The organism is Thiobacillus sp., from assembly GCF_018780105.1.
GTDB lineage: Bacteria > Pseudomonadota > Gammaproteobacteria > Burkholderiales > Thiobacillaceae > Thiobacillus.
The window spans coordinates 90319-104560 of record NZ_JADMKC010000002.1 but is presented as its reverse complement, the minus strand read 5'-3'; the positions used below and the strand labels follow the sequence as shown (position 1 = coordinate 104560).

Sequence of the window (14242 nt, the reverse complement as noted above, 5' to 3'; positions counted from 1 at the left end):
AACCGTATGCAACTCAAACCTTTGATCCTCGCCCTCGGCCTCACGCTCAGCCCGGCCTTGCAGGCGGCCAACCTCGGCGACATCTACCGTGAAGCGCTGGCGAACGACACCCAGTACGCTGCAGCCCGCGCCGCCTATCAGGCCGGGCTGGAAGCCCTGCCACAGGCGCGTTCGGCACTGCTGCCGCAAGTCGGAATCGACGGCAACGCCCGCTACAACGACGTCCGCACCAGCCTGCCCAGTGGCGACACCCAGCACGGCAACGGTGCCGTCAATCTCAACGCCGTGCAGCCGCTCTACAACAAGGCCAGCTCGGTGCAGGTCGATCAGGCCGAGGAACAGGTCAAGATCGTCGCCCGCCAGCTCGACCTCGCGGGTCAGGATCTGATCCTGCGCACCGCGCAAGCGTATTTCGACGTCTTGCAGGCGCAGGACAACGTCGGCCTCACCCGCGCGCAGAAAGCCGCCATCACCGAAGAACTGGCGGCCGCCAAGCGCAATTTCGAAGTCGGCACTGCCACCATCATCGACACTCAGGAAGCCCAGGCGCGCTACGACCTCGCCATTGCGCAGGAAATCGCCGAAGAGAACACGCTCAACATCAACCTGCGCAACCTGGAACAGATCATCGGCAAGCAGCCGGCTGCGCTCGACACGCTGGCGGACAAGGCCGAGCAGGCCGCGCTGATCGACCCCCTCATCCGCAAACTGTCCGCCGCCCATGCCATTGACGAGTGGGCGACCCAGGCCGAGACGGGCAACCTCAATGTGCAGATCCAGCGTTACAACAAGACCATCGCCGACCAGCAGATCGAGCTCAGCCGCGCCGGGCACTACCCCACGCTGAATGCGGTCGCGGGCTACAACTACAACAAGAACCAGAGCCTCGGCATAACCCTGGCCGACATCAACACTGCGCTGGTGGGGGTCGAGTTCAATGTGCCGATCTATCAGGGCGGACGCGTCGATTCGCAGGTGCGCCAGGCCGTCGCCAACCAGGAAAAAGCGCGCCAGGATCTGTTCACCGCGCAACGCGATGCCGTGCTGAGCGCTCGCCGGGCCTACCTCAACGTGACCAGCGCCGACGCCCAGGTGCGCGCACTGGAACGCACGGTGGCGTCCACCAAACTGCAGCTCGAATCCACGCGGCTCGGCGTGCAGGTCGGCGTGCGCACCACGCTGGACGTGCTGAATGCGCAGCAGCTGGTGTTTTCCGGCGAGCAGCGCCTGGCTGCCGCGCGCTATCAGTTCATTCTGGCCGGGCTCAGCCTCAAGGCGGCCGTTGGCACGCTCGTCCCGGAAGACCTGACCACCGTCGATCAGGTGCTGCGTCCCGCCTCAGCGGCGCAGTAACCCCGCCACCCGCGCTGCCGCGCCGCGATGGCGCGCAGCAAACGCCAGACCGGCCTCGCCCATGCGGGCGCGCGCCGGCGCATCGACCAGCAGCCGCAACGCTGCCGCCATCCATGCGTCGGCATCGCCCACCCGCAGCGCAGCGCCTGCCTCGATCGCCAGCCGCGTCGCCTCCTCGAAATTGAACGTGTGCGGCCCCACCAGCACCGGCCGCCCCACGCTCGCCGCCTCGATCAGATTCTGCCCGCCCAGCGGCTGCAGGCTGCCGCCGACGAAAGCCACATCGCACGCCGCGTAGTAAGCGAACAGTTCACCGAGACTGTCGCCGAGCAGCACGCGCGACTCCGGCCTGAGCGGCGCCCCCGCGCTGCGCCGCTGATACGGCAGGCCGGCCGCTTCGATCAGTCGGGCCACTTCGTCGAAACGCTGTGGATGGCGCGGCACCAGCACCAGCAACACGTCGGTCGCTGCGGCCCCGGCAAAGGCGCGCAGCAGCGGGGCCTCTTCGCCTTCGCGCGTGCTCGCGGCGAGCAGCACCGGCCGCCCGCCCCAACCCGCTTTCCACCCGGCGCCGCGTTCGAGCTGCTCGGCGGGCGGTGCGATGTCGAACTTGAGATTGCCGGTGACCTGCGGCGCGCGTGCGCCCAGCGCCGCCAGCCGCGCGGCGTCGGCCGCGGTCTGCGCCGCCACCACGGCGATGCGCTGCAGGCAGGCGCGCACCAGCGCAGGCAAACGCGCATAGCCGCGCGCCGAACGTTCCGACAACCGCGCGTTCGCCAGCATCAACGGCACGCTGGCCCGCGCGGCGGCATGTATCAGGTTCGGCCACAGCTCGGTTTCCATCAGGATGCCGGCACGCGGCTGCGCGCGGTGCAGAAAGCGCCGCACCAGCCAGGCGTAGTCGTAAGGCAGATAAACGATGCGGGCGAAGCGGCCGTACAGCGATTCCGCCGTGGCGCGGCCGGTCGGCGTCATGCAGCTGAGCAGGATGGGCGCATCGGGGTGGTCGGCACGCAAGGCTTCGATCAGCGGCTGCGCCGCGCGCATCTCGCCCACCGACACCGCATGAATCCAGATCGCGCCTGTCGGCACGTCCGCCGCCCCCAGCCGTTCGCCCCAGTGTTGCAGATAGCCGCGCTCGCGCCGCCCGCGCCACAGCAGCCGCAGCGGAATCAGCGGCGCGGCCAGCAGCAAAGCCAGCCGATAGAGGCTCCAGTCGAGGATCAGACGCGGGGTGGGCATCGGCGGATTGTAAGCGGGGCAGCGGCTGTGCCCATAGCCGCAAACGTGGAGTGCTAAACTCGACGGCACTTTCTGGAGGCTGAAAAATGAAAATTCTGCTCACCGGCGCGGCCGGGTTTATCGGCATGCACGTCGCGCAAATCCTGCTGAAACGCGGCGACGAAGTGGTCGGCATCGACAACCTCAACGACTACTACGACCCGGCCTTGAAGCTGGCGCGGCTGGAGCAGCTGAAGCCCTACCCCAACTTCCGCTTCCTCAAGGACGACATCTCCGACCGCATGGTGATGGAAGACCTGTTCGAGAAAGGCCACTTCGACGCCGTCATCAACCTCGCCGCGCAGGCCGGCGTGCGCTACTCGCTGAAGAATCCGCACGCCTACGTGCAGTCCAACATCGTCGGCTTTGCCAACCTGCTCGAAGGCTGCCGCCACCACGGCGTCAAGCACTTCGTCTACGCCAGTTCGTCGAGCGTGTACGGCGCCAACACCAAGATTCCGTTCTCCACCCACGACCCGGTCAACCACCCGGTGAGCCTGTACGCCGCCAGCAAAAAGGCCAACGAGCTGATGGCGCACACCTACTCGCACCTCTACGGCCTGCCCACCACCGGCCTGCGCTACTTCACCGTCTACGGCCCGTGGGGCCGGCCCGACATGTCGCCGTGGCTGTTCACTTCCGCAATATTGGAAAACCGCACCATCGACGTCTTCAACCACGGCGACATGATGCGCGACTTCACCTACATCGACGACATCGCCGACGGCACCGTCAAAGTGCTCGACCGCATCCCACAGGGCAACCCGAACTTCGACCACAACAACCCCGACCCGGCATCGAGCCACGCGCCCTACCGCGTCTACAACATCGGCAACCACACCCCGGTGCAGCTGATGGACTTCATCGGCACCATCGAAGCCGCGCTCGGCCAGACCGCGAAAAAGAACTTCCTGCCGATGCAGGACGGCGACGTGCAGGCGACCTACGCCGACGTCGACGACCTCATCCGCGACACCGGCTTCAAGCCGGCGACAACGCTGGAGTATGGGATCGGGAAGTGGGTGGAGTGGTACCGGAAGTACAAGACGCTGGGCTGAACCAGTGGAGATAACCGAAGTTGGCCCTTTTAGTTCATGGGAATTCTAGGCAAGCCTCATCTAATCGATTGGAGAAAGAATGTACGAGCCAACAGAAAGGGAAATAAGCATTGAAACATGCAAGGTTTTAAACAAAATCGAAGAAAAATTGAATTGGATATTAAGTGTTGGTATAGCAATATTAATTGCCATTTTATGGCGTAGCTAAAGTGCGTTGCTTGATTAGAGCGTCCGAAATACCCGGTCAGTTCAGTCTGTCCCCTTTGATTCCGCTACTTAACAAACGATGTGACCGCAAGCAAGGACCCAAGGCCAAATGCAAACAGACTCAGGACAGCGAATACAAGGGACACCACTAAGCGCCAGTCGCCGCGCGTGCCGCTGCCGTCCACGAGGTTATTCAGTCGCTTCAATTGGGTTAAATATGCATACAACATGGCGACGCCGCAAAAAAACAGCCCAAGCAAAAATGACAGCATCGCGCAACGCATGTCAGGAACTGGCCCGTCCTTTCCAGCGATATCCCCTAAGTAAGCGAGGATAGCAACAGCCGCACCACCATTTGCTAAGGCGCAAAACTTAAAGCCCTCGGTGGACAACTTTAGGAGAGAGCTATAGGTTTCCTGCCAGTCTGTGTCCTTCATATTATTGGTCATGGTCTCCCCCTCCATTTTTTTCGATTATCAACTTAGGCCATCACCTCTGGGTGGTGATGGGGTCTTGCAATAACACATACGCGACGCCCGACTTACGCCGCTGCCTCCAGCGGATGGATCGCGGCCAGATTCTCGGCCAGCGCTTCCCGCGTGATCGCCAAGTCATAGTGCGCCTGCAGGTTCAGCCAGAACTCGGCTTCCATGCCAAAGAAAACGCCCAGGCGCGCGGCGGTATCGGCGGTGATGCTGCGCTTGCCGGCGACGATTTCCCCGATGCGGCGCTGCGGTACGCCGATTTCCTTGGCCAGCCGGTATTGGGTGACGCCCAGCGGCTTGAGAAATTCTTCCAGCAGGATTTCGCCGGGGGTGGCGAGCGGGATTTGACGTTTTGCCATGATGGCTCCTGGTGAATTGAGTTAGTGATAATCGACGATTTCCACGTCCCACGCCGCGCCATCCTTCCAGACAAAGCACACACGCCACTGGTCGTTGACGCGGATACTCCACTGGCCCTTGCGGTCGCCTTTGAGTGCTTCGAGCCGATTTTGCGGCGGGATACGCAGGGATTCCAGACGCTCGACTGCGTGTAGCATCTGCAATTTGCGGATCGCTACGCTTGCGACGTTGGCAAACCGCGGAGAGCGTTTTCCCTCGAACAGCGCTTGTGTTTCGCGACATTTGAATCGCTTGATCATGCCGCAACACTAACGCCTCGCGTTAGCATCTGTCAAGCCACCGCCGATTAACTTGCAACCTGTTGCCCACGTAAATTGAGTCGCTCTGATACGGCCATTTCTCACCCGCAAATGAACCCTTCCACAGTCAAAACCTACCTGCCCTGGGTCGTGGCCGTGGCACTGTTCATGGAGCAACTCGACACCACCATCGTCAACACGGCGGTGCCGGCGATGGCGCAGAGTCTGCAGGTGACACCGCTGAGCCTGAAGGCGGTGGTGACCAGCTATATCCTAAGCTTGGCAGTGTGCATACCGGTGAGCGGCTGGATGGCGGACCGCTACGGCACGCGCCGCGTGTTCAGCATCGCGGTCGGCATTTTCACCTTTGCCTCGATCCTGTGCGGTCTGGCGCAAAACGCGCCGATGCTGGTGGCGGGGCGCATCCTGCAGGGTATCGGCGCGGCGATGATGATGCCGGTGGGGCGGCTGACGATCGTCCGCACCTTTCCCAAGGCGGAGCTGTTGCGGGCGATGAACTTCGTCATCATTCCGGCGCTGATCGGGCCGCTGCTCGGGCCGACGGTCGGCGGCCTGATCGTGCACTGGCTGTCGTGGCGCTACATTTTCTTCGTCAATGTGCCGGCGGGTCTGCTGGCGCTGTGGCTGGCGCATCGCTACATGCCGGATTACCGGGGCGATGCGGCGCGGCCGCTGGATGTCGTCGGCCTGGTGCTTTTCGGCAGCGGTGCGGCGCTGCTGTCCTGGCTGCTGGAAATCTTTGGCGAACATGAACTCGACGTGGGCTCGGCCGCGACGCTGCTGCTGCTCAGCCTCAGCCTGTTCGCCGCCTATTTCTGGCACGCGCGCGCGACGCCCCATCCGCTGCTGCGCCTGGCGCTGTTCCGCGTGCGCACGTTTCGCGTGTCGGTGATGGGCGGCTTCATCACGCGGCTGGGGGTGGGCGGCATGCCGTTTCTGCTGCCGCTGCTGTACCAGCTCGGTCTCGGCATGCCGGCGTGGCAGGCGGGCCTGCTGATGATGCCTGCCGCTGCGGCGGCCATGTTCATGAAGTTCATTTCGGCACGGGTGCTGGCGCGCTTTGGCTACCGCCGCATCCTGACCGTGAATACGGTGATGATCGGGGTCGTCGTCAGCCTGTTCTCGCTGGTGGGCCCGGCCACGCCGATCGGACTGATCGTGCTGCTGAGTCTGTCGATGGGTTTTTTCAATTCGCTGCAATACACCAGCATGAACTCGATGGCTTTTGCCGACATCGATGCGCCCGATTCGAGCATGGCGAGCACGATTTCCAGTTCGATGCAGCAGATGTCGATGAGCTTTGGGCTGGCCTGCGGCTCGCTGATCGCAGCCTGGTATTTGGGGGATCTGCCGCAAACCGACCGCGCGGCGGTGACGACGGCATTGCACTACGCGTTTCTGACGCTGGGCGGCCTGACCTCCTTGTCTTCACTGTCTTTCTGGTCGTTGCGCCCAGGCGACGGTGAGAGTGTCAGCAAGGGAAACGTCGTGCGTGAAACGGAATAGGCGCTAAAGCGTGGGGAAGGCCACATGAAAAAAGCATCGAACAGCCCCGCGGTCTACAGATAGTGGCTCCACCCTCGCATCGACTCTACTGAACACAGCAGAGTGCATGGGCGAGTAGGTGCGATACAAACAGCCAGGCTAAAGCCTTTATCATCACCTCATGCGGAGCGGGTCGACAGGTGGCGTACTGTCGGCCCCTGGAACCACAACCGGGACGCCGGCAACATATCGCCGGCCAATCCTTACCTTGAAATCGACGCCATGTTGTTCCACCCACTTAAGGAGAGAGACTCATGAAGGTTCAAGTTAGTGTTGCCGCAGTCCTGTTGAGCGTTGCGTCGTTTTCGGCGCTGGCGGACATCGTTATTCCGATGACGCTGGTTGATGACAAAGGCGTTGGCGCATCTGTCGGTCAGGTCACGGTCAGCGAATCGGCGTATGGCCTGGTGTTCACTCCAGCCCTCAACGGCATGACGCCGGGATTGCATGGTTTCCATGTGCATGCCAATCCCAGCTGCATGCCCAAGGACAAGGACGGCAAGATGGTTCCGGCACTGGCCGCGGGCGGCCATTTCGACCCGCAAAACACCAATCGCCACGGCACGCCGTGGGGCGATGGCCACCTGGGCGATCTGCCGCCGCTGTTCGTGGATGCCAGCGGCAATGCCAGCCAGCCGGTTCTGGCACCGCGCCTGAAAATGGCAGACATGAAAGGGCGCTCGCTGATGGTTCACGTCGGCGGCGACAACCATTCCGATCACCCGGCTGCGCTGGGCGGCGGCGGTGCGCGCATGGCGTGCGGCGTGTCGAGGTAATGCGCCAGGAGTAGATGGGGCCAAACCCCATTGGCTTGCCTGGGCTCGATCCGCAAACCTTGCGGCGTGCCCGGCATGCCGGCGCGGGACACGACGCCTCGCGCTTGAAAAGCCTGATGCCCAGCTTGATTGGGAGACCCTTGAAGCATGCCCGCCACATTGCACGCCATTCAGGCCGATATCACGACGCTCGCGGTTGATGCCATCGTCAATGCCGCCAACGCGTCACTGCTCGGCGGCGGCGGGGTGGACGGTGCGATCCATCGCACGGCCGGACCACAATTGCTGGGCGCATGCCGCCAACTGCACGGCTGCCAGACGGGCGACGCCAAACTCACGCCGGGCTATCGGTTGCCGGCCCGGTTTGTCATCCACACTGTGGGCCCGGTCTGGCACGGCGGTGCTCGGGGCGAAGCGGAATTACTGGCCTCGTGCTACCGGCGCGCGATCGAGGTCGCGGCGCAGCACGGCCTCCACACCCTGGCGTTCCCCGGCATCAGCAGCGGCGTCTACGGCTACCCGGTCGCGCTCGCCGCGGGGATAGCGGTGGCGACGGTGCGCGCCGCTGTGCTGGAGTTTCCCGCCATCTGCGAAGTGATTTTTTGCTGTAATTCAGCGGCCGACCTCGCCGTCTACCAGGCACTGCTTGCCGAAGCGTAGGCTGATGTCACGCACGGCATAGCACCTGTCGCCATCTGGCGACAGCCGCAAACACGCCCAAGTTCTTGTTTTATTGAAGTAGTTTTGAATTCGGCCGCTCGGGCTGTCGCCATTCGGCGACGATTTGCCCGATTTTTCACCCCGACTCCCCCAAGAAAATTCCTTATCTGACTGTTTATAAACAGGTTTTCAGTGCTGGCGCGTGTATTGCTAATTGAGGACTGCGCCCAATTCTGGTCGCAACCACACCAGAGCGTTTTACCACCCCGTATCCGAGAGAGACCCAGCCCATGCTCAAATCCTTCATGCAACCTGGCCATTCTGGCCAATCGAAAACCGACTCGACCAAGACGAGCCATGCGGGCTACCCGGTCAAACCCGCCGAAGCCCCGAAGGCTGCCGTGACGGCCAAGGCCGTTGAAGCCGCCCCGGAAGCCCTGCCGCAGGACCCCGCCCAATACGCACGGAACGAGGAGGGCAGCAAACTCATCGTCGGCCCGAACATCAAGCTGAAAGGCTCGGAAATCACCGATTGCGAAATCCTGGTGGTGGAAGGCCGCGTGGAAGCGTCGATGAACAGCCGCGACATTCGCATCGCCGAGGGCGGCGTGTTTTCGGGCAAGGCCGAGATCGACGTGGCGGAGGTGCGCGGAATCTTCGAGGGCGAGCTGACCGCCCGCAAACGGCTGGTGATTTACGCCACCGGCAAGGTCACCGGCGTGATCCGCTATGGCGCGATGATGATCGAAGAGGGGGGCACCCTTTCCGGGGATGTGCAACGGCTTGCTACCGGACCCAGCCTGGCCAAGCTGCCGGAAGCCGCTGTGCAAACCCCGACACCTGACGTGGCCGAAGCGTCCACGCAGGAGCCGGAACTGGAGCAGATTCATTTCGGCTCCACGCTGGCACGCAATCTGGCGGGGCGACGTTAAGGCGAGTCGACACATCGATGCGCGCATGTCGTTGAGGAGCGACAGCGTGACGTCGGGGTCGGATCGCATCCTGCCCGATAGGCGAATGGGGTTTGCGCGTAAGCAAGACGCGTAAACCCTTTTTTTTGCAGTGACCGCCCGGGCGCCCGGACGCTTCATGCATGGGGTTGAACCGAGCCGCGTATTCCCTGCTGTTTTATAGGGGTTTTTCCACCGGCCCGGAACGCTCGAAAAATCACCCGTGCCCACACGGGCTTGAAAAAAAACCGGTTAGAATCTCGCCCGTTCATAACCTCCCTCTCCTCGAAAGACCCCAATGCAATTGAATAAACTCGCAACCGCGCTCGCCGTGGTGGGAATGGCTGTGCCTGGCCTGGCCGCAGCCACCAACGGCATGCTGATGGAGGCCTACGGCCCGATTGCCCAAGGCATGGGCGGCGCCGCCCTGGCCTATGACAACGGCACGGCCGCGATGGCGAACAACCCCGCCACGCTCGGATTGATGACGGATGGCAGCCGGGTGGACGCAATGGTGGGCTTCGTCGGCCCCGATGTGTCCGCACCCGGCAGCAGGGGCGACTCCAGCGCCGACGCCTTCTACGGACCCGCTTTCGGTTACGTGAAAAAACAGGGCGCGCTGAGCTACGGCGTGGGCATCTACGGTCAGGGCGGCATGGGCAGTGAATACGCCAATGGCGACATGGCGCAAGTGAGCGTCGGCCGCCTGATTTTCCCCGTGGCCTATCAGGTCAATGACCGCTTCAACATCGGCGGCAGCATCGATGCCGTCTGGGCGGGGATGGATCTGGTGTTCAGCGGGGCCGGTCTCGATTTCGAGGACGACAGCGATTTCACCGGCGAAGCCAAAGGCTACAGCCTGGCCGCCAAGCTCGGTTTCACCTACAAGATTGACGACACCTTCACGATTGGCGGCGTGTACCAGACCGCGGGCAACCTGCCGGATCTCAAAGGCGGCGGCTACTCGGTGGACGGCTTCGACATGCCGGTCACGCTGGGCCTCGGCCTGGCCTGGCAGGCGAGCGACCGCTTGATGGTTGCAGCCGACGTCAAGGACCTGCTGTGGAGCAGCAGCATGAATACCGTGACGATCAATACGCCCGCCGGTGGCGCGGTGCCTTTCGTGCAGAACTGGGATGACCAGATCGTGGTGGCACTGGGCCTGTCCTACCTGTTTACCGACGCGCTCACCGGCCGCATCGGCTACAACCACGGCAGCAATCCGATTCCGGATGAAAACGTCAGCTACCTGTGGCCGGCGATCGTCGAGGATCACTACACGGTGGGCTTTGGCTATGCCTTCAGCAAACAGTCCGACCTCAACTTCGCGCTGAGCTATGCCCCGGAAGTGACGGTGACCGGCAGCGGCCCGGCCATGCCTTTTGGCAACGGCGGCATGCAGATCACCCACAGCCAGTTGAACTGGCAACTGATGTACAGTTATTCGTACTGATCTGATGGCGTGATCGCAAAAAGGCCGGGAGCAACACTCCCGGCCTTTTTGCTGGCTCACCGCTTGAATGGCGTTACCTGCTAGCCATCCACTTCCTGCGCACTGATCATATTCTGGTAAAGCAGGGCCGAGATGACCAGGGTGTCCTGGCCGGTCACGTCTTCGAACGACAGTCCGTGCAGGACGGTGGGCTTTTCGTCCACCGTGGGACGCGAGGCATTCACTGAACGAATCATGCAGTTCAAGGCCAGCACGTGCTCGGCCTCGCCGACCTTGACGCGCAGCTTGAGCGTGAGCAGCTTGCCGACCTCGCCGATTTTCTCGCTGGCGGCGATCAGTGCGCCGCCGATGCTGATGTCGCGCGCGATGCATGCATGACCGCGCCCGCCTTCGACCGTGGCGTGGCAGATGATGTGGGTACGCCCGCGCGAGCTGCCGCGCACGACCATGCCGCGCACTTCCTTGGGGTAAGTCAGATGCAGGTGAGGGTAAGGCGTGTTGGTCACGCGCTTTGCACTGGCAGCGAAGGCGTAGGCGCTTTTTCCGCTGAACAGGCGAACCACGAAATCCTGCCCTTCGCGCACCAGCATCATGCTGCCATTGAGGATGGGCGTGGTGACAACGACGCTCTGGCCTTCCAGATAACCGATCAGGGTGACGAAGCAGCGCGACGGCTCGACATCGGACTGGAACTGCAACTGGATGGCGTCGCCGATATTCAGCTTGATCTGGTCGAGCGTCAGCGGACCGGCGTCACGCGGGGAGGGTTCTGGCTTGCCCGTTTTGAGAGAGGCCTCATCAAGTACTGTGGACATCGTTTGCCTGCTCGGAATTTGTCATGCTTGTCTCAACACGGCCCCCTGCGCAATTTGCAGGCCGGGCCCCGACTCGCGCCTTGGCGCGCGTACATGGCTTGAACGCACATGTACGCTGTATATCGTGCATAAACAGCCCATAATTTAGGGCAGCGCCGACAGTTGACACAAATACCGTGCGGGCTGGCGCCTTTGGGCCCGACTGGAGGGACGCCACGTGACCCGATACTTGAACATGATGCTGCGCAGCGTGCTTACGGTCCGCGAGCACGAAAGGGTGATCGATTACCCGACGTGGATGATCGCGCTCGACCGCGTCGGCGCAGTGGACTCACGGCCATGACCCCGCCGCTGCTGCCGCCCCGCCCGCACGACAGCCACAAGGGGCAATTGGGCCACGTCGGTATCGTCGGCGGGGCGCCGGGCATGGTGGGCGCAGCGCTGCTGGCGGGGCGGGCGGCGCTGCAATGCGGCGCGGGGCGGGTGACGCTGGGCGTGCTGGATGCGGCTGTCCACGTCGATTTCTGCGCGCCCGAACTGATGTTTGCACCGCCCGAAACACTGGTAAACGATCCCGGCCTGACGGTACTGGCGATCGGGCCGGGGCTGGGACAGACGCGCGCGGCCGTCGATCTGCTGCAGGTCGCCTTGCGCCACCCGGGGCTGCTGGTGATCGATGCGGATGGCTTGAACGGTCTGGCGCAACACGGGGATCTGGCCGAAGCGTGTGCCAGGCGGACCGCGCCGACGCTACTGACGCCGCACCCAGGCGAGGCTGCGCGTTTGCTCCACACCCGCACCGACGCGATTCAGGCCAACCGCGAACAGGCGGCGCGGCAACTGACGGCGACATTCCATGCCTGGGTGGTGCTGAAGGGCGCGGGCTCGGTGCTGGCGCAGCCCGATGGCACCGTCTCGATCAATGCAAGCGGCAATCCGGCCCTGAGCGCGCCGAGCATGGGCGATGTGCTGACCGGCATGCTGGCCGCGTTTCTGGCGCGCCTGCCGCCCGCAGACGCCTTGCGGCTGGCGGTATGGCTGCACGGCCAGGCAGCGGACGATGCAGTCGCGGACGGTCTGGGCCCGGAAGGACTGACGGCTTCGGAGCTGATCGGGCGGATACGAAACCGGCTGAACGCAAACGCTGCAACGACAGATTTCACCCATCAGGCCTGACGCACGCAGGACGCGCCGGTGTATCGTTGCGCTGCACGCATTTCACACGACGCAAAACCGATGGCCTGACAACTTCAGCCATGCCACACACTTCAGCCAACAGGGAAAAACATGAACTGGTATCTCAATGTTCTCAAGCAATACGCGGTATTCAAGGGCCGCGCCCGCCGCAAGGAGTACTGGTTTTTCATCCTGTTCAACCTGATCGCCAGCGTGGTGCTCACGGCTATCGATTTCATGACGGGCTTGCTGGATGCCGAACTCGGCATCGGCTTGCTGAGCGGCCTCTACTCGCTGGCGGTTTTGGTTCCCAGCCTGGCGGTGACGGTGCGCCGCCTGCACGACACCGACCGCAGCGGCTGGTGGCTGCTGATCGGTCTGGTGCCCCTGCTCGGCGCGATCGTGCTGCTGGTATTCATGCTGCTCGACGGCACACCCGGCGACAATCAGCACGGTGCGAACCCCAAAGGGGTAGCGGCTTAGCGACTGCCCGCAGGCTTACAGACCAATCTTGTTCAACTGACTTCCGGATCGACCATGACACACGCACATTCACAAGCCTCCCTCCTGTTTATCCTGCTGGCTGCAGGCCTGAGCCTGTCCGGCTGCCTCAGCACCGAAACCCGGCCGACCGAAGCCGCGCCCACGGCGACTTCGGCGGCTCCGGCCGAGGCGGCTCCGCAGCCGGCTGCTGCCCAGACGCCGGTTTGCAAGGACACGGCGCCGGCCAAAAGCAGCAAGAAGAATTCCAAAACCAAGGCCAAGCCGACGCAGGATCCGGCTTGCGTCAAACCCGCCCCCACGGCGGCCAAACCGGCTACGGTTGCGGTGGCAGCCGGCGGTTACGACCTGTCGAAAAACACGCCGGTGACGGACTCCAGCAAGGTCGAAGCGGGACAAGGCACCCAGGTCAAGGGCATCAACGACTGGCAGGGCGAAATCACCGGCGTCCCGGTCAAGGGCAGCCGCTTCACCAAACTGAAAATCGGCATGCCGATGCAACAGGTATTCGATCTGGTCGGCCAGCCTACCGATCAGGGCGCCTACGTCACCGGCAAAGCCTTCATTCCCTTCTATTTCGGCAGCGACACCACGCGCTGGGAAGCGACCTACAAGGGACAGGGACGGTTGATCTTTTCCAATCAGGCGGGATTCAGCAGCGGCCAGTATCTGACCTGGATCATCTACAACTCGAACGAACCCGGCTACCGCTGAGCAAACGGCTTTTCGCCTGCAACCCCCACCCGCGCAGGCAAAACGCAGTGCAAAAAAGAGTCTCGAGAGACTCTTTTTTGCTTGCGCCTCATCAACGGGCGCCGCAGATCAAACCGGCCGATGACGGCGCGCCGCCGATTTCTTGATCCGCCGCTGGATACGGTATCGCCTGACCGCACGCACATCGAGCAGGCACATGCCTGTGCTATCGGGCAGGCTGCTCTGCGGGCGCCTCACCCACCGCGTACCCAGCTGCTTCCGGCGATTGTACGGATGCCGGTTTAGATGCGTCTTCTTCATACAGCGCCCCCGCTTTCATTTTCATTTCCTCGACAGCCTGCCCCTGCGCCTGTTCAGCCGGGCTCTGGGTAGTGCAACCGCTCAAGATCAGCAAGCTGCCCATCAGGGCCAGCACGCCGCAGGCCGTACGCCGGGAGGTGGATCGTTTCGATGGTGCCGGGATGTCGCAGATCGTCCCGGCGCCGGCGCCGCACCATTCGTACAACTGCATGTGTTCGTCATTGAGGTATTGCGTGGTCTTGCGCATAGGTGCTCCTGTATTGATTCGAGCTGGCCGCCCGCGGTGTG

17 protein-coding genes are annotated in these 14242 nt (G+C 62.9%); 11 read left to right on the top strand and 6 right to left on the bottom strand.

Annotation, left to right across the window (positions count from 1 at the left end; all coding sequences use genetic code 11):
* The first annotated feature begins 6 nt into the window (after positions 1-6).
* On the top strand, positions 7-1353 hold the full coding sequence (locus tag IV098_RS00965; protein ID WP_296885538.1) for a TolC family outer membrane protein: 1347 nt from the start codon (positions 7-9) through the stop codon (positions 1351-1353).
* On the opposite strand, the gene waaA is transcribed toward IV098_RS00965, so the two are convergent.
* Positions 1339-2595 (bottom strand): lipid IV(A) 3-deoxy-D-manno-octulosonic acid transferase, encoded by a 1257-nt coding sequence (gene waaA / locus IV098_RS00960; protein WP_296885537.1) that lies wholly within the window; start codon positions 2593-2595, stop codon positions 1339-1341. The two genes, IV098_RS00965 and waaA, sit on opposite strands and share 15 nt — an antisense overlap.
* Before the next feature lie 86 nt (positions 2596-2681).
* Here waaA and IV098_RS00955 point away from each other — a divergent pair, with 86 nt between their 5' ends.
* Positions 2682-3692 carry an NAD-dependent epimerase gene (locus tag IV098_RS00955; protein WP_296885535.1) on the top strand — a complete coding sequence of 337 codons (1011 nt, stop codon included), beginning with the start codon at positions 2682-2684 and terminating at the stop codon, positions 3690-3692.
* Between the two features lie 272 nt (positions 3693-3964).
* Here IV098_RS00955 and IV098_RS00950 read toward each other — a convergent pair whose 3' ends face one another.
* The 3 genes from IV098_RS00950 to IV098_RS00940 form a co-directional block, all read right to left on the bottom strand.
* Complete coding sequence (locus tag IV098_RS00950) at positions 3965-4348, bottom strand: hypothetical protein (RefSeq protein WP_296885533.1); 384 nt, start codon at positions 4346-4348, stop codon at positions 3965-3967.
* A 92-nt stretch (positions 4349-4440) separates the two neighbouring features.
* Positions 4441-4743 (bottom strand): HigA family addiction module antitoxin, encoded by a 303-nt coding sequence (locus IV098_RS00945; protein ID WP_296885531.1) that lies wholly within the window; start codon positions 4741-4743, stop codon positions 4441-4443.
* A gap of 21 nt (positions 4744-4764) precedes the next feature.
* Positions 4765-5043, bottom strand: a complete 279-nt coding sequence (locus IV098_RS00940; RefSeq protein WP_296885529.1) for a type II toxin-antitoxin system RelE/ParE family toxin — start codon at positions 5041-5043, stop codon at positions 4765-4767.
* Between the two features lie 111 nt (positions 5044-5154).
* On the opposite strand from IV098_RS00940, the gene IV098_RS00935 reads away from it, so the two are divergent.
* The 5 genes from IV098_RS00935 (at position 5155) to IV098_RS00915 (ending at position 10448) form a co-directional block, all read left to right on the top strand.
* A complete protein-coding gene (locus IV098_RS00935; protein WP_296885527.1) occupies positions 5155-6570 on the top strand; it encodes a DHA2 family efflux MFS transporter permease subunit in 1416 nt (471 codons plus the stop codon).
* Positions 6571-6863: 293 nt separating this feature from the next.
* The gene (gene sodC, locus IV098_RS00930) at positions 6864-7385 is read left to right on the top strand and encodes a superoxide dismutase [Cu-Zn] SodC (protein ID WP_296885525.1); all 522 of its coding nucleotides are present in this window, start codon (positions 6864-6866) and stop codon (positions 7383-7385) included.
* A gap of 147 nt (positions 7386-7532) precedes the next feature.
* Positions 7533-8045 carry an O-acetyl-ADP-ribose deacetylase gene (locus IV098_RS00925; RefSeq protein WP_296885523.1) on the top strand — a complete coding sequence of 171 codons (513 nt, stop codon included), beginning with the start codon at positions 7533-7535 and terminating at the stop codon, positions 8043-8045.
* A gap of 290 nt (positions 8046-8335) precedes the next feature.
* A complete protein-coding gene (locus tag IV098_RS00920; protein WP_296885521.1) occupies positions 8336-8977 on the top strand; it encodes a polymer-forming cytoskeletal protein in 642 nt (213 codons plus the stop codon).
* A 316-nt stretch (positions 8978-9293) separates the two neighbouring features.
* Positions 9294-10448, top strand: a complete 1155-nt coding sequence (locus IV098_RS00915; protein ID WP_296885519.1) for an OmpP1/FadL family transporter — start codon at positions 9294-9296, stop codon at positions 10446-10448.
* An 80-nt stretch (positions 10449-10528) separates the two neighbouring features.
* Here the strand turns inward: IV098_RS00915 and IV098_RS00910 are convergent, their stop codons facing one another.
* Positions 10529-11263 carry a flagellar brake protein gene (locus IV098_RS00910; RefSeq protein ID WP_296885518.1) on the bottom strand — a complete coding sequence of 245 codons (735 nt, stop codon included), beginning with the start codon at positions 11261-11263 and terminating at the stop codon, positions 10529-10531.
* Positions 11264-11480: 217 nt separating this feature from the next.
* On the opposite strand from IV098_RS00910, the gene IV098_RS00905 reads away from it, so the two are divergent.
* The 4 genes from IV098_RS00905 to IV098_RS00890 all read left to right on the top strand — a co-directional run bounded on the left by IV098_RS00905 (position 11481) and on the right by IV098_RS00890 (position 13654).
* Positions 11481-11606, top strand: a complete 126-nt coding sequence (locus IV098_RS00905; RefSeq protein ID WP_296885516.1) for a hypothetical protein — start codon at positions 11481-11483, stop codon at positions 11604-11606.
* The gene (locus IV098_RS00900) at positions 11603-12439 is read left to right on the top strand and encodes an NAD(P)H-hydrate dehydratase (protein WP_296885514.1); all 837 of its coding nucleotides are present in this window, start codon (positions 11603-11605) and stop codon (positions 12437-12439) included. Before IV098_RS00905 ends, IV098_RS00900 begins: the two co-directional genes overlap by 4 nt.
* A gap of 111 nt (positions 12440-12550) precedes the next feature.
* The gene (locus IV098_RS00895; RefSeq protein ID WP_296885512.1) at positions 12551-12922 is read left to right on the top strand and encodes a DUF805 domain-containing protein; all 372 of its coding nucleotides are present in this window, start codon (positions 12551-12553) and stop codon (positions 12920-12922) included.
* Positions 12923-12976: 54 nt separating this feature from the next.
* A complete protein-coding gene (locus IV098_RS00890) occupies positions 12977-13654 on the top strand; it encodes a hypothetical protein (protein WP_296885511.1) in 678 nt (225 codons plus the stop codon).
* 205 nt (positions 13655-13859) lie between these two features.
* Here the strand turns inward: IV098_RS00890 and IV098_RS00885 are convergent, their stop codons facing one another.
* Positions 13860-14201: a hypothetical protein gene (locus IV098_RS00885; protein ID WP_296885509.1), complete on the bottom strand. Its 342-nt coding sequence runs from the start codon at positions 14199-14201 to the stop codon at positions 13860-13862.
* Positions 14202-14242 lie beyond the last annotated feature (41 nt).

Coding starts and splice junctions, on each gene's coding strand:
- IV098_RS00965 (WP_296885538.1), top strand. CDS start 7: ATGCAACTCAAACCTTTGATCCTCGCCCTCGGCCTCACGCTCAGCCCG.
- waaA (WP_296885537.1), bottom strand. CDS start 2,595: ATGCCCACCCCGCGTCTGATCCTCGACTGGAGCCTCTATCGGCTGGCT.
- IV098_RS00955 (WP_296885535.1), top strand. CDS start 2,682: ATGAAAATTCTGCTCACCGGCGCGGCCGGGTTTATCGGCATGCACGTC.
- IV098_RS00950 (WP_296885533.1), bottom strand. CDS start 4,348: ATGACCAATAATATGAAGGACACAGACTGGCAGGAAACCTATAGCTCT.
- IV098_RS00945 (WP_296885531.1), bottom strand. CDS start 4,743: ATGGCAAAACGTCAAATCCCGCTCGCCACCCCCGGCGAAATCCTGCTG.
- IV098_RS00940 (WP_296885529.1), bottom strand. CDS start 5,043: ATGATCAAGCGATTCAAATGTCGCGAAACACAAGCGCTGTTCGAGGGA.
- IV098_RS00935 (WP_296885527.1), top strand. CDS start 5,155: ATGAACCCTTCCACAGTCAAAACCTACCTGCCCTGGGTCGTGGCCGTG.
- sodC (WP_296885525.1), top strand. CDS start 6,864: ATGAAGGTTCAAGTTAGTGTTGCCGCAGTCCTGTTGAGCGTTGCGTCG.
- IV098_RS00925 (WP_296885523.1), top strand. CDS start 7,533: ATGCCCGCCACATTGCACGCCATTCAGGCCGATATCACGACGCTCGCG.
- IV098_RS00920 (WP_296885521.1), top strand. CDS start 8,336: ATGCTCAAATCCTTCATGCAACCTGGCCATTCTGGCCAATCGAAAACC.
- IV098_RS00915 (WP_296885519.1), top strand. CDS start 9,294: ATGCAATTGAATAAACTCGCAACCGCGCTCGCCGTGGTGGGAATGGCT.
- IV098_RS00910 (WP_296885518.1), bottom strand. CDS start 11,263: ATGTCCACAGTACTTGATGAGGCCTCTCTCAAAACGGGCAAGCCAGAA.
- IV098_RS00900 (WP_296885514.1), top strand. CDS start 11,603: ATGACCCCGCCGCTGCTGCCGCCCCGCCCGCACGACAGCCACAAGGGG.
- IV098_RS00895 (WP_296885512.1), top strand. CDS start 12,551: ATGAACTGGTATCTCAATGTTCTCAAGCAATACGCGGTATTCAAGGGC.
- IV098_RS00890 (WP_296885511.1), top strand. CDS start 12,977: ATGACACACGCACATTCACAAGCCTCCCTCCTGTTTATCCTGCTGGCT.
- IV098_RS00885 (WP_296885509.1), bottom strand. CDS start 14,201: ATGCGCAAGACCACGCAATACCTCAATGACGAACACATGCAGTTGTAC.